This is a genomic window from Microlunatus parietis, from assembly GCF_013407955.1.
In the GTDB taxonomy this organism is placed as follows: domain Bacteria; phylum Actinomycetota; class Actinomycetes; order Propionibacteriales; family Propionibacteriaceae; genus Microlunatus; species Microlunatus parietis.
The window spans coordinates 3,763,074-3,782,560 of sequence record NZ_JACCBU010000001.1 but is presented as its reverse complement, the minus strand read 5'-3'; the positions used below and the strand labels follow the sequence as shown (position 1 = coordinate 3,782,560).

The 19,487-nt window shown below is 70.9% G+C and carries 20 protein-coding genes; 6 read left to right on the top strand and 14 right to left on the bottom strand.

The genetic code is table 11. The features are described from left to right. Positions 1-618 precede the first annotated feature (618 nt). A complete protein-coding gene (locus BKA15_RS18125; protein WP_179753060.1) occupies positions 619-915 on the top strand; it encodes a metal-sensitive transcriptional regulator in 297 nt (98 codons plus the stop codon). Positions 916-934: 19 nt separating this feature from the next. On the opposite strand, the gene BKA15_RS18120 is transcribed toward BKA15_RS18125, so the two are convergent. The 11 genes from BKA15_RS18120 to BKA15_RS18075 form a co-directional block, all read right to left on the bottom strand. Beyond that, on the bottom strand, positions 935-5,176 hold the full coding sequence (locus tag BKA15_RS18120; RefSeq protein ID WP_179753058.1) for a LysM peptidoglycan-binding domain-containing protein: 4,242 nt from the start codon (positions 5,174-5,176) through the stop codon (positions 935-937). Further along, positions 5,176-5,307: a hypothetical protein gene (locus BKA15_RS36430; RefSeq protein ID WP_281385294.1), complete on the bottom strand. Its 132-nt coding sequence runs from the start codon at positions 5,305-5,307 to the stop codon at positions 5,176-5,178. The genes BKA15_RS18120 and BKA15_RS36430 overlap by 1 nt, the downstream gene beginning before the upstream one ends. 2 nt (positions 5,308-5,309) lie before the next feature. Continuing rightward, positions 5,310-6,206 carry a type II secretion system F family protein gene (locus BKA15_RS18115; RefSeq protein ID WP_179753056.1) on the bottom strand — a complete coding sequence of 299 codons (897 nt, stop codon included), beginning with the start codon at positions 6,204-6,206 and terminating at the stop codon, positions 5,310-5,312. A 13-nt stretch (positions 6,207-6,219) separates the two neighbouring features. Beyond that, a complete protein-coding gene (locus BKA15_RS18110; protein WP_179753054.1) occupies positions 6,220-7,092 on the bottom strand; it encodes a type II secretion system F family protein in 873 nt (290 codons plus the stop codon). Beyond that, on the bottom strand, positions 7,089-8,612 hold the full coding sequence (locus BKA15_RS18105) for a TadA family conjugal transfer-associated ATPase (protein ID WP_246322372.1): 1,524 nt from the start codon (positions 8,610-8,612) through the stop codon (positions 7,089-7,091). The genes BKA15_RS18110 and BKA15_RS18105 overlap by 4 nt, the downstream gene beginning before the upstream one ends. Continuing rightward, positions 8,609-9,391, bottom strand: a complete 783-nt coding sequence (locus tag BKA15_RS18100; RefSeq protein WP_179753052.1) for a CpaE/TadZ family protein — start codon at positions 9,389-9,391, stop codon at positions 8,609-8,611. Before BKA15_RS18100 ends, BKA15_RS18105 begins: the two co-directional genes overlap by 4 nt. Before the next feature lie 2 nt (positions 9,392-9,393). After that, positions 9,394-10,131: an SAF domain-containing protein gene (locus tag BKA15_RS18095; RefSeq protein WP_179753051.1), complete on the bottom strand. Its 738-nt coding sequence runs from the start codon at positions 10,129-10,131 to the stop codon at positions 9,394-9,396. A 102-nt stretch (positions 10,132-10,233) separates the two neighbouring features. After that, the gene (locus BKA15_RS18090) at positions 10,234-10,647 is read right to left on the bottom strand and encodes a pilus assembly protein TadG-related protein (protein ID WP_179753049.1); all 414 of its coding nucleotides are present in this window, start codon (positions 10,645-10,647) and stop codon (positions 10,234-10,236) included. Then, entirely contained in the window at positions 10,644-11,063 is a 420-nt protein-coding gene (locus BKA15_RS18085) for a TadE/TadG family type IV pilus assembly protein (protein ID WP_179753047.1), read from the bottom strand. The genes BKA15_RS18090 and BKA15_RS18085 overlap by 4 nt, the downstream gene beginning before the upstream one ends. A 32-nt stretch (positions 11,064-11,095) precedes the next feature. Then, positions 11,096-11,473, bottom strand: coding sequence for a TadE/TadG family type IV pilus assembly protein (locus BKA15_RS18080; RefSeq protein WP_179753045.1), 378 nt, complete (start codon positions 11,471-11,473; stop codon positions 11,096-11,098). A 6-nt stretch (positions 11,474-11,479) separates the two neighbouring features. Continuing rightward, positions 11,480-11,671 (bottom strand): hypothetical protein, encoded by a 192-nt coding sequence (locus tag BKA15_RS18075; protein WP_179753043.1) that lies wholly within the window; start codon positions 11,669-11,671, stop codon positions 11,480-11,482. A gap of 740 nt (positions 11,672-12,411) precedes the next feature. Between BKA15_RS18075 and BKA15_RS18070 the strand changes: the two genes are divergently transcribed. After that, a complete protein-coding gene (locus BKA15_RS18070) occupies positions 12,412-13,662 on the top strand; it encodes an MFS transporter (protein ID WP_179753041.1) in 1,251 nt (416 codons plus the stop codon). 22 nt (positions 13,663-13,684) lie between these two features. Here the strand turns inward: BKA15_RS18070 and BKA15_RS18065 are convergent, their stop codons facing one another. Continuing rightward, complete coding sequence (locus tag BKA15_RS18065) at positions 13,685-14,119, bottom strand: cytidine/deoxycytidylate deaminase family protein (RefSeq protein WP_179753039.1); 435 nt, start codon at positions 14,117-14,119, stop codon at positions 13,685-13,687. A gap of 50 nt (positions 14,120-14,169) precedes the next feature. On the opposite strand from BKA15_RS18065, the gene BKA15_RS18060 reads away from it, so the two are divergent. From BKA15_RS18060 to BKA15_RS18050, 3 genes are read left to right on the top strand one after another with little or no spacing between them, the layout of a single operon-like run. Then, positions 14,170-15,540: a dihydrofolate reductase family protein gene (locus BKA15_RS18060; RefSeq protein WP_179753037.1), complete on the top strand. Its 1,371-nt coding sequence runs from the start codon at positions 14,170-14,172 to the stop codon at positions 15,538-15,540. Between the two features lie 34 nt (positions 15,541-15,574). Continuing rightward, positions 15,575-16,228, top strand: coding sequence for a TetR/AcrR family transcriptional regulator (locus tag BKA15_RS18055; RefSeq protein WP_179753035.1), 654 nt, complete (start codon positions 15,575-15,577; stop codon positions 16,226-16,228). After that, positions 16,225-17,361: an acyltransferase family protein gene (locus tag BKA15_RS18050; protein WP_179753033.1), complete on the top strand. Its 1,137-nt coding sequence runs from the start codon at positions 16,225-16,227 to the stop codon at positions 17,359-17,361. The genes BKA15_RS18055 and BKA15_RS18050 overlap by 4 nt, the downstream gene beginning before the upstream one ends. Here BKA15_RS18050 and BKA15_RS18045 read toward each other — a convergent pair. Further along, positions 17,354-17,908, bottom strand: coding sequence for a TetR/AcrR family transcriptional regulator (locus tag BKA15_RS18045; RefSeq protein WP_179753031.1), 555 nt, complete (start codon positions 17,906-17,908; stop codon positions 17,354-17,356). The genes BKA15_RS18050 and BKA15_RS18045 overlap by 8 nt on opposite strands. Positions 17,909-17,989: 81 nt before the next feature. On the opposite strand from BKA15_RS18045, the gene BKA15_RS18040 reads away from it, so the two are divergent. Beyond that, complete coding sequence (locus BKA15_RS18040) at positions 17,990-18,511, top strand: nuclear transport factor 2 family protein (protein WP_179753029.1); 522 nt, start codon at positions 17,990-17,992, stop codon at positions 18,509-18,511. Here the strand turns inward: BKA15_RS18040 and BKA15_RS18035 are convergent. Further along, positions 18,454-19,446: an LLM class F420-dependent oxidoreductase gene (locus BKA15_RS18035; protein ID WP_179753027.1), complete on the bottom strand. Its 993-nt coding sequence runs from the start codon at positions 19,444-19,446 to the stop codon at positions 18,454-18,456. The genes BKA15_RS18040 and BKA15_RS18035 overlap by 58 nt on opposite strands. Between the last annotated feature and the right edge of the window lie 41 nt (positions 19,447-19,487).

The following is a 19,487-nucleotide window of genomic DNA, read 5'->3' as shown; positions in this document are numbered from 1 at the left end:
CACCTCGGCTACGCTCATCACACCTTCTGTTCCGTGGCTCGTTCGTACGTCGGCGACACTCCGACCGGCCGTCGTTCTCGCACCTGAACGGTGCAGCTCCGGAGGGGTCAGAACCACCCGCGAGAGCCGCTGACGCCGGTGCTGGAACAACGGTAGGACCGAGGACTGACAACCCCGCAGCAGGTCGCCGTTCCGGACGCGTATCGCTCGACTTCGCGCAACCGTACGCCCTGTGAGAGCCAGCCGAAAGCCAGTTATCCACAGGCCCTGGGGACAACTCCGTGCAGCCTGTGCGGGACACGCTCAGACGTTGTGCGCAGCCTGGGTACGAAGCTGGGGACAACTTCGGGACAACTTCACAAACCTTGACTTGACCAGGGAGAACGCGATCTACACACGGTGGACGAAAATCGGTGGGCGAGAATCTCCAGCGGCCCGGACGACCCCGGTTCAACTTGACACCGACACCGTCCGACCAGTAGTTACGCACAGCGACTGGGGATAACCAAAGCAGTCCATCGCTATGTGCCTTTGTCGACATGTCGCTGTAGACGCGGATACCACCGACGGGTTCGATTGAATACCCTAGGGGGGTACACTGCCTGGTGGAGGTGCAGGATGACCGAAGAGCACAGTCACGGCTACATCAGCAACAAGGACGCCTATCTGAAGCGGATGCGCCGGATCGAGGGGCAGGCCAGGGGTCTGCAGAAGATGATCGACGAGGAGAAGTACTGTATCGACATCCTCACCCAGGTGTCCGCGATGACCAGTGCGCTGCAGTCCGTCGCCCTCGGCCTGCTCGAGGAGCATCTGAACCACTGCGTCGCCGGTGCGCTCGAGAACGGCGGCGCCGAGGCCGATGCGAAGGTGACCGAGGCGACCCAGGCGATCGCTCGACTGGTGCGTTCCTGACCACCCTCTCCTGAGCCGGTCACACGAGCCGGGCCCTGACCTGGCCCTCCATCACCTGCTGCAGCACCCGGACGGTCTCCGGGTCAAGATCGACGCCGAGGACTCTGGCGTGCCCGGCCAGTTGCAGCGCCAGGCGCTCGGTCTCGGCGTGGTTGCCGGCCTGGTGTTCGGTACGGATCCTCGCCACCATCAGCAGTTCGTCGCCCGGCGCCGCCACCAGGGCGCGCGCCGCCGACCAGCGAGCCAGGTCGATGTCGTTCCGGTCGAGGGCCCGTCGGCACAGCTCGACACCGAGGTCGCGGACCACGGACACCATGTCGGTCCGCAACTCCTCGGCCCAGTGCCACTGACCTGGCGCGGCATCGGCCAGCGGCGCACCGCGGACCAGTTCGAGTGCCGCGAACAGCGCGTCGTCGTCGGCCCGGTTCACGCCGCCGAGGGTCAGGATCTGGAGCCGGTGCCAGTCGGAACTGACCGCCGGGTGCAGCGCGATCCGGCCGCTGTACGCGTCGGGCAGGTAGGGATCGCCGTCGCTCGACGTACCGAGCCAGGTCCGGAGCCGGCTCATGTTCGACCGCCGGGTCCCCTCCGCGATCGCGAGCGCCGAGGCCATCGCCCGAGCCGTACTGCCGGGATGTTCCAGTAGCCAGCCGCAATACTCCAGACACTGTTTGTCGGCCCGCGGCGGCATCGGGCCGGTGGCGCCGTCGAGCTCGATCGGGCCGAGGATGCGCAGGGTCGGGTGATGAACCGTGCCCGGTCCATTCGATCCCGATCCGTTCATCGCCGCCCTCGCTCGTTCGTGCTCTGTCGCTGACTCGCCCCAGGTCCCGCCGCTCCGGTCGTTGCCTGTCACCGGGTCCGGGGGATCGGCGCCGAGCGGCGGGGGCTCGGCCGTACTGTCGGGCGGCGATCCGGCCGCCGGCTCCGGCAGGTTCAGCGCCGCCTGGTCCAGCCGGTGCCCGCGGGCGGAATGCCCGTTGGTCTCGTGTCGCCACCACGGCGCCGGTTCGGTCTCCTCGGTGCCGGTCGCGGTGATCAATTCGACCACCGCATCGACCGCAGCCGGCCGCAACAGTTGCGGGACGAGTTCGAGGCCGAGCGGCAGCAGTTCGGCTCGGACGGCGGGCACGGTCGGATCGGACGGGTGCAGCCGCAACGTCCAGTTCGACCGGTCTGATCCGCCCGGAACGACGATCGCCATGGTCACGGTCGGGAGTTCATCGATGATCCGGCTGATGCGTTCCAGCTGTTCCTCCGTGGGACGGCGGTCGATCAGGACGATCTCCGGCGCCCACGGGTCGGCGAGGTCCGGATCGCTGCGCAGCAGGGCGACCGGGCGCTCCGCCTGCTCCCGGCGTTGGACCGTGGCGCGCCGCTCGAGCTGGGTGAGCAGGCCATCGAGATCGTCGGTCTGGGTCACGTTGTGCCGGCCGAGCGGCCCGGCCAGCTGTGGGTGCTCGCCGACCAGGGTCAGCACCAGTTCATCGGCCCAGGGAGTGAGGGACAACTCCGTGGCCGCGGCTGCGAGGAAGGCCGGCGCCAGTTCCGGGTCCTCGGACTCGACGGCCAGCACTCCCATTCCTTCAAGGTCGGCCAGCACCGCTCGGCCGCGCGGGTCGGTGCCGATCCCGACCAGGGCCGGGTATGGCCGGGTCGCCTCGCCGAAGCCCGGGATCGTCCGCAGATATCGGAGGTCGTCGGCGGTGACCACCCAGGCGGTGCCACGGACCGTGAACCCGGCCGGTGCCCGGTCCACGAAGGTTTCCATGATCAACTCCAGTTCGGCGTCACCCACCACCGCCAGCCGTAGCGGCGGCAACGGGGCACCGGCCGTGTGGCAGTGGGCCGAGAGCGCCCGCAGCGCCTGATCAAGATCACGCAGGTTGAGCGGCCGCTGCCGCCGGCCGAGCGCCGACTCGACCGCCCGCGCCGGCGCCGTCGGTGGTAGCAGCCGGCGACCGAGCGGGCGCTGGTGCAGTTGCACCAGCCGCCGCGCGGCCAGACCGTTCACCACTGCCGCTGCGAACAGTCCGCCGACCCCGGCCAGGCCCGCGACCGCCGCCGCGACCTCCGGGGCCTCGAACTCGACCGCACCGAGTGCCTGAGCCCCGGCCGCCGTGCCCGGAGCCGCCGGGTCCGGAGCCGACGTGCCCGGAGCCGCCGGGTCCGGAGCCGATGGGCCGGGGGCCGCCGGGCTGGGAGCGACACCGGGTCCAGGAACGGGATCGGGCCGTCGATCGGGAGCGGCGCCGGGGCTCCGGTTGGACGGAGCGGGCATCGGCGATTCCGACCCCGGCGTTGCGGACGGCAGACCCGGGTTGGGACTGGCGCCGGATTGAGTCGACCCGGGAGTGCTCTGGGCGGGACCGGGAGCGCTCGGGGTGGCACCGGGAGTGCTGGGTCCCGATTCGGGAGCGCCCGGCGCGGAACTCGGAACACCCGGCGCGGGACTCGGAACACCCGGCGCGGGCCCCGAACGGCTGGGCGCGGGATGACCGGGGGTGGGTCGGCCAGGTGTGGAGCCGGGATAGCCGGGCTTGGGTTCGGAATGGCCTGGCCCGGGTGTGGGACGGCCCGCCCCGGGTGCACTCGACTCGGGCCCGGGATCGCCCGGCGCCCCATCGGGGGTCCGTTCCTCGGCAGCGCCGAAGCCTGTCCCGGGCTCTGGTCCTGGCTGAGGACCCCGGGACCACCGGTCTCCTTCGTGCTGCCGAGGGTCACCGCGCTGCGACGACTCGCCAGGCCCGGCCCCACGCTCGCGCGTCCCGTCGTCCCCGCCCTCGGTCTGCTTCTGCCGCGCCTCCCTGTCCCGCGCAGCCTCTCTGTCCCGCGCAGCCTGCCTGTCCGGCCCCGCGTCCCGATCGCGCTCCGTGTCCTGCTGCCTCTGGTCGGCGTTCCGGCCCTGGCCTCCATCCCGCCCGTAGCTCCGGTCCCGCCCGGTCTCGCCGTCCCGACCCGTCCCGCCGTCCCGGCCGGCCTCGCGGTCCCGATCCGGCTCGCCGTCCCGCCCCGTCCTGCGGTCCCGCCCGGTCTCGCCGTCCCGACCCGTCCCGCGGTCCCGCCCGGCCTCGCCGTTCCGCCCGGTCTCGCCGTCCCGACCCGCCTCGCCGTCCCGACCCGTCCCGCCGTCCCGGCCGGCCTCGCGGTCCCGACTTGTCTCGCCGTCCCGCCCGGTGCCGTCGTTCCGCCCCGCCCCGCGGTCCCGCCCGGTCTCGCCCTCCCGACCCGTCCCGCGGTCCCGCCCGGCCTCGCCGTCCCGACCCGCCTCGCCGTCCCGGCCCGGCTCCCCGCCCCGCTCCGACGCTCGGCCTTGCTCGGAACGCTCGCCGCGTTCCGGTTCCCGGCCGGGGTCACGGCTCTGCCCGCCCCGGGCGTCCCCTCCGGAGGGCAGCAGGAGCAGCATGCCGGCGTCGAGCTCGTCGGGGTCACTGAGCTGGAACCGGTTGGCTCGGTAGAGCTCCGGCCACCGCTCCGGGTCGCCGTAGACCCTGCCGGCGATCGACCACAGCGAGTCGCCCTGCTGGACGCGGAGCGTGTCTCCCGGCGGCGCGACGCGTCGGCCGGCGTCGGGGATGATCAGCCGCCAGCCTGGTTTCAGCACATCGGGACCGCCGCTCAGCCGGTCCGGGTTGGCCAGGGCGATCTTGCGCCACTGCCGCCCGTCGCCGTAGTAGTGCTCGGCCAGGCTCCACAGATCGTCGCCGGGTTTGACCACGTGCCGTCCCGCGTCCGACCCGGGCGGCTTGGCCGGTGCCTCCGTTCGGGGCGTCCGCAGGTCCGGCGGCCGGTCTCGAACGGCCCTGGGCGAGCCGGTCACCGGCGGCGTCGGGGCTTCCGCGACCTGCGCCCGCTCCTGATCGCCCCTCTCGACCAGGACGGTCGGCGCAGCCTCCGCCCGGGTCTCGGCCTCGGCCGGGCTGCCGATCATGGTGATCACCGCGACGACGAGGCCAGCAGCCCACCGCTGGGGCGCCGCCAGACCCGGCACCTGGAGGGTGATCTCGTACCCGGAGATCCGGCCGGTGATCTCCACCAGGACCGACAGGGTGAACACCAGCCAGGCCACCCAGGCGACGATCGTGATCAAGCCCATCAACACGGTGCCGTCGTCGGGCCGGAACAGCGCGGCGACCAACTCGTCCCAGCCGAAGCGCTCCGGGAACGGATTCCCGCCGAGCAGGATCAGGGCGAACGGGACACCCGCCACGACGGCGACCAGGAGGATCAGGGCGCCGATGCCACGCAGGAATCTCCCCATCACGCACCGCGTTCCGGGGGATCGTTCGGGTGCTTCGGCACGCTCATCCGTCCAGCCTGACCGATCCTGCCGCGCCGCTGAAGTGGCGTGGTGTTGTCCATCGATCCGCGATGTTGTCCGATGTCGATCATGGTCACCAGCCTCCGACGATCCGGAGGACGGCCGGCGTGATGAAGATCAGTCCGAAGATCAACACCGGCACCGTCATGTAGATCGTCATGCCCTCGGCGGCACTGCTCGCCGCGACCTGTTCGGCGTTGATGTGGGCGTCCCGCAGCTCGCGGACCCGGGCCCGCAAGGTCCCGGCCAGGGCGGCGCCGGTCTCGTCCAGTTGCATGATGTCGGCGAGGTCGGCCAACTCGGGAAGTTCGAGTTGGTCGGCCAGCCGACGCAGTTCGCCGTACGGCGGCTGTTGCTCGAGCCGGGCCCGGTCCAGCGCGAGCCGGATCTGCCGGAACAGCGGCACGTCGCTGATCTCCGCCGCGTGGTGCAGCGCCTGGGTCGCCGACGCGTTGGCCAGCCGCTCCAAGGTGACCAGGTCGATGTAGACCAGCAGCGCCTCCACCGCCGAAGACTTCCGCTGCGCCGTCGTACGCAACAACAACAGGTCCGGAACGAAGAAGCCGATCACGAGTCCGATCAGCGCAACGATCACCGGCAGCGCCGGGGTGACGCCGGTGAGCAGGCTGATCGCGGCGCCGACGAAGGCCGGCATCACAGCACCGACGATCGCCATCACGACCTTGTCGGCGTAGAACTCCGCCATCGACTTGCCCTGCATCAGCAACCGCCGGCGCTGCCCGGCCGTGATCACGAACGGCAGCCGGCGATAGAGCCAGGCGCCCAGCTGTTCCGAGGTGCCCTCGGCGGCGACCTGATCACGCTGCGGGGACACCGCCCAGCCTGCCTGGCCCTCGATCCGGGCCAGTGCCGAGGCGAGCCGCGGCGTCGACGGCAGCACGGCGGCGAGACACGCGACGACTCCACCGGCGACGAGTAGCCCGGCCAGCAGCACCAGTCCGACGGTCATCCGAGGCCTCCCGTCATGTCGGCGTTCCGATCAGGATCCGATCACCGGCACGGTGCCGGGCCTTGCGGCGCATCAACACCAACGACCCGACGTACGCCATGATCAACACCGCCAGCAGCACCTGCCCGAGCGGTGTCCGGTACGGCTCGAAGAAGGCACCGTTGAACACGAAGGCGATGGTCAGGACGACCAAGGTGATCACGGTGACCTGCCGGACCACGATGTACGGCTTGGCCCGCTCCGTCTCGATCAACCGGCGCCCCTTCAGCTGTGCCTGCAGGGAATCGGCCAGCGCCTGCAGTGTGACCGAGGCGCCGGTCCCGCCACGCCGGTCGGCCAAGATCACCGCGGCGATCACCGAGTCCGCGTCCGCGGAATCGAGTTCGTCGGCGAACCGGAGCAGGGCGTCGGCCGTCGGCCAGCGGTTGTTCAGCCGATTCACCAACAACTGCAGGGAATCGGCGATGATCGGCGGCGCGGTCCGCCGGGAGGTCCGGATCGAGTCGGTGATCGACTTCCCGGTGGACAACGTCGAAGCGAGCGATCGTACCCAACGGTCCAGGGCTTCGAGCATGATCACGTCCTGCGCCTTCGGCAACAGCAACAGGTACGGGATCCCGAAGGCCAGCACCGGCCCCAGCGGGATCGCGATCAGCCAGCCGGTGATCAGCGCGATCACGAAGCCGACCAGGAGACTGCCGACCAAGATCAGATCGCGCTGCCGGCCGCGGCGTCCCGGTGGCCGGCGGGTCAGTCCCGACCAGGCGGCACCGAGCCCCGAACGCCGCCTGCTGGGCGGAGTCCAGGTCCGCTGCAGCCCGGCGACGACCACGACCAGACCGGCGGCAACCAGGATCCCGGCCGCAGCTGCGAGAACGGCGTTCATCGCGCCTCCCCGTCGATCATCGCCGCGGGCAGCGGGCGCCGGAACGCGGCAAGTTCGGTGGCGAGGTCGGGATGCGGGAAGAAGCCGGCCGGCCCGCTGCTGGTCGGCGCGGCCTGGTACGTCAGGTGGGTGACCGGCCGGTTGTTCTCGATCGCCCGGGTGAGCTGCCGGATCTCGGACACGTAGCGTCGCCGGACGCCGCCGCGCCAGGTCTCGTCGACGAGCGCGATGTGCAGCAGCAGGTCCACATTGAGCGCGATCTGGCGATAGGCCTCGTCGATCGTCAGCACGCCGCCCTGCGCGACCCGGGAGGCGAGCCGGTCCATCGTGGACTCGGCCGAGTGCGAGTGAGTCGTACTCATCGTCCCTAGACCCGTCTGGGCTGCTTCGAACATGGCGGCGGCTTCCCGGCCGCGGACCTCGCCGACGATCAACCGGGACAGGTTCTGCCGCAGCGCCTCCGGCATCAGCTCGGACAGGCCGAACTCGCCGATCGCCGCGCCGCCGGCCGACTCGCCGTGCCCGACCCGCGACTGCAGTGCGAGGACGTGCTGCCGGCCCGGTTGCAGATGGGTCATCAGTTCGTAATCGGTCTCGAGCGTCCCGAACCGCTCGGTCTCCGGGATCGAACTGATCAGGGCCCGGAGCAGAGTGGTTTTGCCCGCGCCCTGGTCCCCGGAAATGATGATCGACTTCCGGGCCAGGACGGCGGCGTCGAGGAAGCGGGCCACCTCGATCGGCATCGTGCCGGACCGGGCCAGATCGGCCAGCGTGACGTTGGTCAGCGTGTGCTGCCGGATCACGACGCTCGGACGGTGGGACAGGCCGAACCCGATCGCATGCAGCCGGAACCGGTCGCCGAGCGCGAGGGTCAGCGTCGGGTGCGCGTCGTCGAACGGGCGCGAGGGTCGACTGTTCTGGCCGATGAAGCGGATCGCGTCCACGAGTTCGGCGTCGCTGTCGGCGACCGGGGGCATCCGCTCCCGGCGTCCGTCGCCGTACTGGACCGTGACACAGTCCCAGCCGTTGATCTCGATGTTCTCCACGTCCGGCCGGAGCAGCAACGGTTGCAGCCGGCCGTATCGGAACACGGCGTCCTCGACCGCCTGGACGTAGGTCTCCTCCTGGGCCGTCGACCACAACTCGGCCCCGGAGCGGTGCAACGCCCGCACATGATCACCGACGATCCGGCGGATCAGTGACCGGCCGAGCAACACCCGGTCGGTCTCGGTCAACGGCGCCCCGGTACGGGAGCGCGCCGCCTCGGTCTCGGCCGTGATCGCGTCCGATGCCAGCCGGCGCAGCTCGACCACCTGAGACCAGTCCACGTCCTGGGTCGGCAGCGCCTCCCGTCGCGCTGCGACGGTCTCCCGATCGAAGCTGCTGAGCCGCTCGAAGTCCGAGTCCGGGCCATGATCATCACCGGCTTCGGGAAGCTGCGACCCGGACGACCCGTAACCGGCGAAGAGCGGAGTGGACGACAGGGCCGGGCCGGTGGTCGTCGAATCGTCCATGATCATCGACCGACCAGTTCGGTGGCCTCGGCGCAGCGGTCCCGGAACGCCTGCGCGGTGGTGTGCAGCGAGCGGGTCAGCGCCGAACGCTCGAACTTGCGCGGGCGCGGGGCTCCGTCGGAGAGATGGGCGGCGGCGACCGGGTCCAGCGCGAGCCGGGCCAGCACCGGCCGGCCGAGCGCCGCGGCGATCTCACCGCCCGCATAGGGCCGGCCCTCGCCGACGACGATCAGTCCCAGACCGGCCGCGCCACCCACCGGGACGCCGCGGTCCTCGATCGCGGCGAGCATCACCCGGGTCGACATCACCGAGCGCAGGCTGGACCGGAGCACGATCCCCACCAGTTCGGCGGCGTCGACGACCGGCGGCGGCAGTCCCTCACCGGTGGATCGGCCGAGGTCGAGGATCACGTCGATCCCGAACTCGTCGAGGCGCCGCATCGCCTCGAGCAACTCCGGCCACACGCCGGCGAACAGGCGGGCGTTGCCGGGTTTGGCGAAGCCCGGCAGGAACAGCCGCCGGGAGCCGGCGTCCTCGGCGAGTTGGATGGCCTGGTCGATGATCACCTCGCGCAGCGGCCGTTGATCCCGGTGCGCCTCGGCGACCCGGACCAGGCCCCGGCCACCCGGATCCTGCCCGGCCAGGAACCCGGCGAGCACGGCCTGGTGCGCACCGGGATCGGCGTCGACGAGCACCACCGAGCGGGGCCAGCAGAGCGCGACTCCGACCGCCGTCGTGGTGGCGCCAGGGCTTCCACCGGCCGCGGTCAACGCAAGGATCGCCATGATCAGCGCCCGCCGTCCGAGTCGCGGACCGCGGCCAACCGGTCCTGGGCGGCCAGCAGGGCGACGGCCGCGGCCTGGTCGGCCGGGACGTCGACGTTGACCAGCACCGACATGCCGTCGGCACCGGGCGTCGCATCCACGACCAGGGCCGGGTACGCGCTGCCGGTGTGCTGATCGGTGAAGTCGGGCTCCGCGCCCTGCGGCGGAATCGCGATCAGCCGGACCGCCGCGCCGGGATGCAGCAGGCCGGTCGCGGGTGCCCGCCCCTCGACCAGCCGGATGCCGACGACCGTCCGGCCCTCCGCCGGGATGATCACCTCGCCGATCGCTCCCGCCGGGACGATGCTGCCGGCCACCAGGTCGTAGACCGCGGTCTGCCCGACCAGGTCGGCGGCCCGGCCGGCCGGCAGCGCGTTGCCGACTCCGGTCCCGCTGACCGTCACCGTCGCCAGGTCCTCCGCGGCGATCACCGAACCGCGATAGACCGTCCTGGTCATGATCAACACGGAGCTCTCGGCGGCGACCTTCGCATAGATCAGGTACGAGAGCAGGGCGCCGAGGCAGATCGCGATCACTCCGAGCGCGATCCACTTCGGATTGCGCCGACCGGGCAGCCGAGGCGGCGGCGAGGTCTGGGCTTCCGGGCCGGCGGCACCGATCCCGGCGGCCGCCAACTGGCCGGCCGGCCCGTCATTGTCCGCACCGTCGCGGCCCTTGTCCCGTCGCTCGATCCTGAGCATCCGTGCCTACCCCTCTCCCCTCGACCCGCACCCGACAAGCCGCACCCGACAACTTGCACCTGACAACCCGCCCGCCCGGCGCCCGCACCGGGTCCGACCCCGTCAGCCGTCCGCCCCGGTCGGGACCAGCCTGGCCTCGGCCGATCCCTGCGCGATCACCTCCCGGATCCCGATCACGCCGAGGAACAGCGTCGGCTGGCGGGTCACGGTGGACACCCGGACGATGCCGCCGCTCAGCCTGACCTCACCGGCCACGTCGGGCTGCCCGGCCAGATACGTCCGGGCGGCCCGTACCGCGGCGGTGGCCTGGCCGTAACCGGCCAGCCGCTGTGATGCCGCGGCATTTCCGGCCGCCCGGGCCGCTTCGGCAGCCACCGCCTCGGCCCGGCTGGCTGCGGCGATCTGCTGCCCGCCGTCGACGACCAGTCCGGTCGCCGCGATCAGCGCGGCCAGCACGACGATCGCGTACACACTGACCGACTGGCCCCGTTGATCAAGCTCCGGCGCCCGACTCATCCCCGGCTCCGGTAGGTGTCGAGCGCTGCCGCCCCGGTCGCCGACAACGCCATCCCGCCGGGGAGACCCGGCAGCACCACGTCGGCCAGCGACACCGTGCAGCGGACCGTCGCCGAGACCGTCGCGGGCCGTCCGGGCGGGACCCGGAAGGCGGCCGTGGCCACCGAGACGCCGACCTGCCGGCACACCAGACCGGCGGTGGTGAGCGACCGCCGCCCGGCCGAGTCGGCCGCGATCCGGGCCTCGGTCGCCGTCCGGGCCAACGACCCGGCCCGGGCCGCCGAGTAGGCCGCCTCGAAGACGATCGTCCGGGCGTACCAGAGCCGACCGCCGGCGACGAGCAGGGCGAGCATCAGCATGAAAGCGGGGACGATCATGGCCAGTTCGGCAGTCGCAGCACCGCGTTGATCCCGCATGCTGAACGGTCGTCGACCGCCGCCGGCCCCGGTCATTGCCCCGGCACTCGTTCCAGAGGCGCGGTCGCGCGTTCCTCCACGCGGCCGATCCCGAAGCCGATCAGGGAATGGGCCTGCCCGGTCACCTGAGCCTCGACCCGGCCCTCGATCCGCAGCACCCGGACCTTCACGTCGCTCAGGCCGGCATGGGTGGCGACGTCAAGAGCGAGGGCCCGGGCCCGGTCCGGCGACCCGGCGGCGCCCCGGGCCTCGTCGACGGCCACGTTGGCGGCGCGAATCGCCGCGTTGCGGCCGTGCAGCCACAGGCCGGTCTGGATGACGGCGACGGTGGCCATCAGCACCACCGGCCAGATCAGCACGAGTTGCAGGGACTCGGCGGCACCGCGCTCCGTCCTTCGCGAGGTCGTCACCCCGGATCACTTGGGCATGTGGTTGGTGACGTAGATCGTGATCGCGCCGATCACGATCGTCGCGACGGCGACGGCGCCGGCCAGCAGGATCGCGTTCTCGGCCGACTGGCTGAGGCCCCGCTCGTCCCGGACCGCCGGAGATCGCAGCGACACGATCATGCCGATCAGGTGCTGGACCTGTTGTCGGAGTTGGTGCATCGAACTTCCTCCTTCACCACCGGTCGAATGCGGGCGTGACCGGTGAAGCCGCCCTGAGGTGGTCCGCAGCAAACGGCCGCACTTGCCCGCCGGTCGCTCTGGTCCGTGGTGCCGAGCCGGGTCCCCGATGACCCCGCCCGGAAGTACGTGTTCGCAGCTAACGCTAGGCCAACCCGCCGCAGATCCGATCCGAATCGCGGTGACCGCTTGATGACATGTCCTCAACCGGACGCGGCTTCTTCGGCGTGTCGCCCCGAACCGCGGCCGAGTGGATGCCGATCCGAGCACGGCCCTGGAGTAACTCCGTGAGTGGCCACTCGACCTCCGGTCCGTGCCCGGATCGACGCTCATGGTCCGCCGTCCGGCCGGGTGGACTCCCCCGACGATGTCCCCCGGACGGCGGCGCGGACCGGCCGCGGGCGGGGTCGGTCGGCCGGGTCCTTCGAAGTTCATTCGCACGATCGGGCTCCTTTCCGGGTCGTTGTCCGTTGTGGTGTCCATGCTGGCGAGCGGGTGTTGGCGGAGGTGTTGTCCGAACGGCCTGATGTGTCGTTCGAGCGCCGTACCTGTTGTCGGATGGGCGTCATCTCGTCCAGGATTGGCACCGAGATTCCAAAGCGGGATGCCTGCTTGGCACCGACGTCGGGTCCCCCAGTGGCTCGCGGGGTCATTCGGGATTGGACGTCGTTGGCCACGGGCGGGGTGAGGATGAGCCGGCAGAGACTGAGTAGGTTGAGGCGGTGATCGCTCCGCGCCGCGCCGTCTTCCCGATGAACGCGCCGCGCAACGTGGTCGGCTGGATCTTCGGGTTCGTGTCCTCGCTGCTCGCCGACAACATCTATTTCATCGCGCTCTCGGTGGTCGCGATCCAGATCACCGATCCGGCGATGGCGGGCGTGATCGTGGCGGCTTCGGCGGTCCCGCGACTGCTCATCCTGCTCGTCGGCGGCACCATCGCCGACCGGGTCAGCGCGAAGCGGATCATCCTGATCACCGACACCGCCCGGGCGCTGATCCTGATCGGGATGGCCGTGGTGCTGTTCACCCAGGCCGACTCGATCGGCGCCTTCGGGCTCCTGGTGATCGCGCTGGTGTTCGGCGCGCTGGACGGCCTGTTCGCGCCGGCGATGGGAGCGGTCCCGGCCCGGATCGCCTCCGATGATCAATTGAGCCGGATGGCGGCCGTCCGCACGGTCGGCCAGCGGCTGGTCCTGCTGGCCGCCGGCCCACTCACCGGCTGGCTGCTGGTCCTGTTCGGTCCGCCCGCGGCGTTCGCCGCCGCCGCGATCCTGTTCGTGGCCTCGGTCAGTTCGCTGGTGCTGTTGCAGGTGCCCCGGCCGCTACCGTACGAGTTGCGCGAGATGGCGGAACGGTCCATCCTCAGCGACACCGTCGCCGGCCTGCGATCGACCTGGGCCAACCGGCCGGTGTTCTGGCTGCTCGTGGTGATCGCCGCGGTCAACTTCGGCTTCGCCGGACCGGTCACCCTCGGCTATCCCCTGCTCGCCACCGAGAGCAGCTGGGGCCCGGTCGGCGTCGGCTACCTGTTCGGCGGTCTCGGGCTCGGTGCCGCCGTCACCGCCACCGTCCTGTTGATCATCAAGCGGCCGCCGCGAGCCGGCCTGTTCGCGTTCGCCTCGCTCGCGGTGATGGGGATCACGCTGATCCTGCACGCGGTCGCCTTGTCGCTCGAGGCTGCCGTCGTGACGGCCGTTCTGCTCGGTTTCGGCACCGGCGCGTACGGAACCCTGCTGCTGGGGCACCTGATGGCGATCACCCCGAAGGCGGAGATCGGCCGCGTGATGGGCCTGCTCTCGCTGGCCCTCGAGGGCGTGGTCCCGATCAGCAACTGGCTGACCGGCGTACTGACCGGTCCGTTCGGCGCCAAGCTTCCGTTCATCTGCGGGGGCGTCATCGTCCTCGCCTCCACCCTGCTGGCCCTGTCCCAGCCCCGCCTGCGCCGGTTCGAACTGACGAGCCAGCAGCGATGATCATGGGCAGCCCGGCTGTTGATCAGAGTCCGAGGTGACGGTTCGGTTCTCGGGCGGCGGGCTCGTACTCGGGGAGCAGGTCGACGGTGATCCCGGCGGCCCGGAGGAGTTCGACGCCTTCGCAGCGGGCGACGAAGAGCGGGGGCTCGCGCCAGGCGATCACGACGCGGCGGATGCCGGCCTCGATGGTCAGCGCGGCGCAGCTGTACGGGCTCGAGGCCCTGGTGGAGCACGGTTCGAGGGTGGAATAGAGCGTGCCACCGGCGGCGGCTCCGGCGGCCAGCTTGGCGAAGGCGGACTCCTCGGCGTGCACCCGGTCGGTCTCCCGGGAATAGCCGCGGGCCAGCTCCCGGCCGGCCGGGTCGATGATCACCGCGCCGACCGCGAAGGCGCTGTCGCTGCGCGGCGACTGCCGGCTCAGCTCGACGGCCAGTTCCATCCAGTGCCGGTCGCTCATCGGACCTCCCCAGTCATGATCACCCGATCGTCGCACAGGTGCGCCGGACCATGACCGACCGCCCGTACGTCACGCTCAGCTGCGCCGTCTCGCTGGACGGCCGCCTGGACGACACCTCGCCGGCTCGGCTGCTGCTGTCCAATCCGGAGGACTTCGACCGCGTCGACGCAGTACGGGCTCGGCACGACGCCATCCTGGTCGGCGCGAACACCGTCCGCCGGGACCGGCCGCGGCTGATGATCAGATCGCCAGAACGCCGCGCAGCAAGAGAAAGGCGCGGTCTCCCGGTGGATCCGGTCAAGATCACGATCACGGCGTCCGGTGATCTTGACCCGGGCTCACCCTTCTTCATCGCCGGTACGGCAGCGAAGATCATCTACACCACCTCGAGCGCCCGTGACGCCGTCGCCGGACGCGGCTTCGACGCCACGGTCGTCGACGCGGGCCAGCCGCTCGCCCTGGACCGGCTGCTGGACGACCTGGCCGGGCGCGGCATCCGGCGGCTCCTGGTCGAGGGCGGCGGGATGATCTTGAGCGAGTTCCTGGCCCACGGCTGCTACGACGAGCTGCACCTGGCGATCGCGCCGATCGTCGTCGGTGACCCGGCCGCTCCCGGGCTGGCTGCCACCAGGCTCGACGACCGCCTCCGGCTCACGGAGGTGCGCCGGCTCGGCGACGTGGCGGTCCTGCACTACCGCACCTCGACCGCGCTCGACCATTCACTACGCCGGCTGCTGGCGCCGGCCCGGGCGGTGCTGCTCGACTTCGACGGGCCGGTCACCCCGCTGCTGGCCGACGGCCGGGACGCGCTGGTCGCCGACCGGGTCCGGCAGGCCCTGGCCGCTAGCCGGATCGAGCTCCCCGACGAGCTCCGTACCACCTCGGATCCACTCGACCTGCTGGACTGGGCCACCGCGACCCGGCTCGGCGCCGACACCGCGGCGGCGGCCGACCGCGCCTGCACCGAAGGAGAGGTGGCGGCGGCCCGGATCGCCCCGCTGACCACCGACGCCGACGCCCTGCTCCGCGCCTGCCGGACGGCAGGACTTCCGGTGATCGTCGTGAGCAACAACGCGTCCCCCGCGGTGTCCGCCTTCCTCGACCGGCACGGCCTGGCCGGCCTGGTCGCCGGCATCGTCGGCCGGGTCCCCGGCCGCCCGGAGCTGATGAAGCCGGCTCCCGACCCGATCCGGCGCGCCCTCACCCTGCTCGTCCCGTACGGCATCGAAGCGGCCTCCGTCTGCGTACTGATCGGCGACTCGGTCACCGACATCGAGGTCGGCCGGCGCACCGGGATCCCGACGATCGGCTACGTCCGCTCGGGCCGGCGGCCGGCCCTGGACCAGGCCGGCGCCGACGCCACCGTCGACGAACACGCCCCGGTCATGGCGGCGCTCATGAATCAGGGGATCCCCCGGTAGACCGCTGTTTGGCCGCTCGGCTAAATTTTTGGCCATGGGGTCAGATTCTGAGCAGCCCGAGGAGAAGCCGGAGAGTTTCATCCGGTCCAACCGGCGCCGGCAGATCCTCGAGGGGGCGATCGCGACGCTCGCCGCGGTCGGGTTCGCCGGCGCCTCACTGGCCCGGATCGCCAAGGATCTCAGCATTTCCAAGGGCGTGATCTCGTACCACTTCGAATCCAAGGACGACCTGATGATCAAGGTCGTCGAGTACGGCTACCAGGCCATGGTCGAGGCGGTGCTGCCGCAGATCCTGGAGCAGAAGACCGTCGCGGACAGCCTGCGGACCCACATCCCCGAACTCGCCCGGTACGCCCTCGACCACCGGCCGACCCTGCTCGCGATCGGCGAGGTGATGGGGCACCTGCGCCGGCCGGACGGGCGGCTCCACTACGGCGCCGAGGGCAACGAGATCTTCTACGAGGGCCTCGAGCAGATGTACCGCTCCGGCCAGGAATCCGGCGAACTGCGCGACTTCGACGTCCGGGTGATGGCGATCACCCAGCAGGCCTCGATCGACGCCATGTTCGCCTACTGGGCCAACCATCCCGAGCACGATCTGGTCGCGCACGCCGAGCAGCTGGCCGACCTGTTCATCCACGCCATCCGTCGCGAGCCCACCCCGCGAGCCACCAGAAGGAAGTCATGAACCTCGACACCCGCGCCGCCCCGGCACCCGACGCCGCCCGACCGTCCGGTCGGCCCCGGCTCTACTGGATCGACACCGTCCGGATCGCCCTGACCGTGCTGGTGCTCGCGCACCATTGCGCCGTCACCTACGGCAACATCCCGGTCTGGTTCTACAACGAGCCGCCGCACGACCCGTCGGCCTCCGTGCTGGACATCCTGGTGGTGATCAACCAGAGCTACTTCATGGGCTTGTTCTTCCTGATCTCCGGCTACTTCGTGCCCGGCTCGATCGACCGCAAGGGTCCCGGAGCCTTCGCTCGGGACCGGCTGGTCCGGCTCGGGCTGCCACTGCTCGCGTTCGTGATCTTGATCCGGCCGCTGGCCAGCTTCTGGTCCTGGCGGACCAACCACGCCGACGTGCCGTACCCGCTCTACTACCTGGTCTCCTTCGATCCCGGGCCGACCTGGTTCCTCGAGGTGCTGCTGGTCTTCTCCCTGATCTACGCCGGCTATCGAGCCCTGCGCTCACGAGCCGTACCGAAGCCGACGGACGACGGCAAGCTCCGCTGGATCGTCGCCGCCGGCACGGTCGTCGGCCTGATCGTGATCATGGGCATCCTGATGGCGGCCTGGCGCCAGCTGGTCCCGGACGGCACCTACTGGCCGATCGTCGGCCTGCCCACGCCGTCCTTCCTGCCGCAGTACGCCCTGATGTTCGCGGCCGGAGTGCTCGCGGCCCGTCGCCGTTGGCTGGAACGGATGCCCGGCTCGCTGGCCTTCCTCGGCGGCGGACTGGCGCTGCTCGCCGCCGTGCTGCTCGGCCCGTCGGTGATGGCCACCGACCCGCTCACGGCCGGCATCGCCGGCGGATTCGCGATGGCCGTTCTCGGCGTCGGGCTGAGCCTGGTGGTGCTGGTGATCTTCCGCCGGTTCGCTCCGGGCACCGGTCCGATCCGGCAGTTCCTGTCGGCGAACGCGTTCGCGGTGTACGTCATCCACCCGGCCGTCCTGGTCGCGATCGCGCTGCTGCTGCAGGGTCTGGTCGCGCCCGCGATCGTGAAGTTCGCGGTGCTGTTGATCTTGTCGATCCCGGCCTGCTGGCTGCTCGCTGCACTGCTCCGCCGGATCCCGGCGGTCGGCAGGATCATCTGATCAAGGTCTGCACGGCGGGCCGGAGCAGCTCGATGATCACCTCCGGATCGGCGCCGTGCAGACCCTCCAGCTTGAGCAGGTCGCGGCCGAGTACGGCAGCCAGCGTGATCATGCCGACCAGCGCGGCCCGGGTCATCGCATCCTCGCCGCCGAGCCCGGCCGCGACCTGCCGTTGCTGCTCGGTGATCGACTGCCGGACCCCCTCGGCGGCGGCAGGGTGGGTCAGCATCGAGCGCAGCAGCGCGAGCGTGCCGGTGTCCCCGGTGGTCAGCTTGTCCCGCAGCGCGGCGAGCAGCAGGTCCTCCACCCGCCCCGGTGAACCCTCGATCGGCGGTTCCGCGCCGGCCTCGGCGACCTGCCGGAAGAGCTCCTCCTTGGAGCCGAAGTAGCGCATCACCAGGGCCGGGTCGGTCGCGGCCGCGGTGGCGACGGCCCGGATCGTAGTCCGGTCGAAACCGTTCTCGGCGAACAGGTCCCGGGCCGCGGTCAGGATCCGCGCCCGGGTCCGCTCGCGGCGTTCGGCTCGACTGGTCGGCTCACTGCTCATCGGTTCAGTCTACAGCCGTTGACTGAACCAAGGGACCGCGCTACAGTTTCAGTCAACGCTTGTTGATTGAATGGAGACCCGATGCCCGAACCCCGCACGCCGCACCAACTGCTGGAGCGCTCCCAGGAGCTCTTCCTGCGCAAGGATCTCGACGCCTTCGCGGACCTGTTCGCCGAGGACGGCACTCACGAACTGCCGTTCGCACCGCCCGGGGTGCCGGCCTACCTGCGCGGCCGGGAACCGATCCGCCGCTACCTCACCTCGATCACCTCGACCCCGCTGGAGATCAAGGAGTTCCGCAACCAGGTCGTCCACGACACGGCCGATCCCGAGGTGATCATCGCCGAGTACGAGGCGGCCGGGGTGGTCACCGCCACCGGCCGCCCGTACTCCGTCCGCTACGTCCAACTGCTCCGGGCCCGGGCCGGCGAGATCGTCACCTGGCGCGACTACTGGAGCCCGCTGGACGGTGTCCGGGCGCTCGGCCTGCGCGGCCTGCTGCCGGTGATCGTCCAGACCATCCGGGCCCGGATCGCCCGTGGCCGTCAGGCGACCAGCGGCGCCAGCGTCTTCCCGGCCAGTTCGACGATGCCCGGTACGTGACCGTTGGTGATCATGTTGATGATCACGCCGTCGACGCCGGTGTCGATCACCTTGCGCTGCAGCTGATCGGCGACATCGTCCGGGGTGCCGACAAAGACCCGATCGGTCATCGCGGCCTTCGCCTGATCGTCCAGAGCCTCGAAGTCCACACCGGTCCGGGCCAGCTGCTCCCGCATCAGCCGGCGGGCCGTGTCGCCGTCCTCGTCCATGATCACCATGGCCAGCGCGCTGGTCTCCAACTCGGCGAAGTCCCGGCCGACCTCGTCGCAACGCTCGGCCAACACCTCGAGCTTCCGCGGCAGCTCCGCCGGTGCGCTGTTGATGTTGAGGTGATCGGCATAGCGCGCGGCCAGCCGGAACGTCTTCTTCTCGCCCTGGCCGCCGAGCATGATCGGCAGGTCGTCCCGGAACCGTGGCTCGTTCAGCGTCCCCTTGGCCCGGTACCAGGTGCCGTCATGATCAGGGGTACGGCCGCGCAGCATCGGCTCGATGATGTCGAGGGCCTCGGTGAGCCGCTCGAACCGATCGCTGAAGGTGCCGAACTCGTAGCCCAGTTGATCATGCTCCAGCTCGTACCAGCCGGCACCGATGGCCAGCACGGCCCGGCCGTGGCTGACCACGTCCAGCGTGGTCACCGTCTTGGCCAGCATCGCCGGGTTCCGGTACGTGTTGCCGGTGACCAGCGTGGACAGCTGGATCGTCTCGGTCGCCGAGGCGAGCGCACCGAGCGTCGTGTACGCCTCCAGCATCGGCTCCTCTGGCCTGCCGATCATGGGCAGTTGATAGAAGTGGTCCATCACGAGCACGGTGTCGAAGCCGGAACCTTCGGCTTCCCGCGCCTGCGCCGCGACGGTGTCGAACAGGGTGGCGGGACCGCCGGGATAGCTGAAGTTGGGGATCTGATAGCCGAGTCGGATGCGTCGTGCCTTCGTCATGATCGCGACGGTAGACCTTAGAGCGCACTCCAACGCAAGCC

Coding starts and splice junctions, on each gene's coding strand:
- BKA15_RS18110 (WP_179753054.1), bottom strand. CDS start 7,092: ATGAACGCCGTTCTCGCAGCTGCGGCCGGGATCCTGGTTGCCGCCGGT.
- BKA15_RS18050 (WP_179753033.1), top strand. CDS start 16,225: ATGAACCTCGACACCCGCGCCGCCCCGGCACCCGACGCCGCCCGACCG.
- BKA15_RS18085 (WP_179753047.1), bottom strand. CDS start 11,063: ATGCGGGATCAACGCGGTGCTGCGACTGCCGAACTGGCCATGATCGTC.
- BKA15_RS18095 (WP_179753051.1), bottom strand. CDS start 10,131: ATGCTCAGGATCGAGCGACGGGACAAGGGCCGCGACGGTGCGGACAAT.
- BKA15_RS18075 (WP_179753043.1), bottom strand. CDS start 11,671: ATGCACCAACTCCGACAACAGGTCCAGCACCTGATCGGCATGATCGTG.
- BKA15_RS18125 (WP_179753060.1), top strand. CDS start 619: ATGACCGAAGAGCACAGTCACGGCTACATCAGCAACAAGGACGCCTAT.
- BKA15_RS18045 (WP_179753031.1), bottom strand. CDS start 17,908: ATGAGCAGTGAGCCGACCAGTCGAGCCGAACGCCGCGAGCGGACCCGG.
- BKA15_RS18100 (WP_179753052.1), bottom strand. CDS start 9,391: ATGGCGATCCTTGCGTTGACCGCGGCCGGTGGAAGCCCTGGCGCCACC.
- BKA15_RS18060 (WP_179753037.1), top strand. CDS start 14,170: ATGACCGACCGCCCGTACGTCACGCTCAGCTGCGCCGTCTCGCTGGAC.
- BKA15_RS18065 (WP_179753039.1), bottom strand. CDS start 14,119: ATGAGCGACCGGCACTGGATGGAACTGGCCGTCGAGCTGAGCCGGCAG.
- BKA15_RS18040 (WP_179753029.1), top strand. CDS start 17,990: ATGCCCGAACCCCGCACGCCGCACCAACTGCTGGAGCGCTCCCAGGAG.
- BKA15_RS18035 (WP_179753027.1), bottom strand. CDS start 19,446: ATGACGAAGGCACGACGCATCCGACTCGGCTATCAGATCCCCAACTTC.
- BKA15_RS18055 (WP_179753035.1), top strand. CDS start 15,575: ATGGGGTCAGATTCTGAGCAGCCCGAGGAGAAGCCGGAGAGTTTCATC.
- BKA15_RS18105 (WP_246322372.1), bottom strand. CDS start 8,612: ATGATCATGGACGATTCGACGACCACCGGCCCGGCCCTGTCGTCCACT.
- BKA15_RS36430 (WP_281385294.1), bottom strand. CDS start 5,307: ATGATCGACATCGGACAACATCGCGGATCGATGGACAACACCACGCCA.
- BKA15_RS18090 (WP_179753049.1), bottom strand. CDS start 10,647: ATGAGTCGGGCGCCGGAGCTTGATCAACGGGGCCAGTCGGTCAGTGTG.
- BKA15_RS18120 (WP_179753058.1), bottom strand. CDS start 5,176: ATGGGGAGATTCCTGCGTGGCATCGGCGCCCTGATCCTCCTGGTCGCC.
- BKA15_RS18115 (WP_179753056.1), bottom strand. CDS start 6,206: ATGACCGTCGGACTGGTGCTGCTGGCCGGGCTACTCGTCGCCGGTGGA.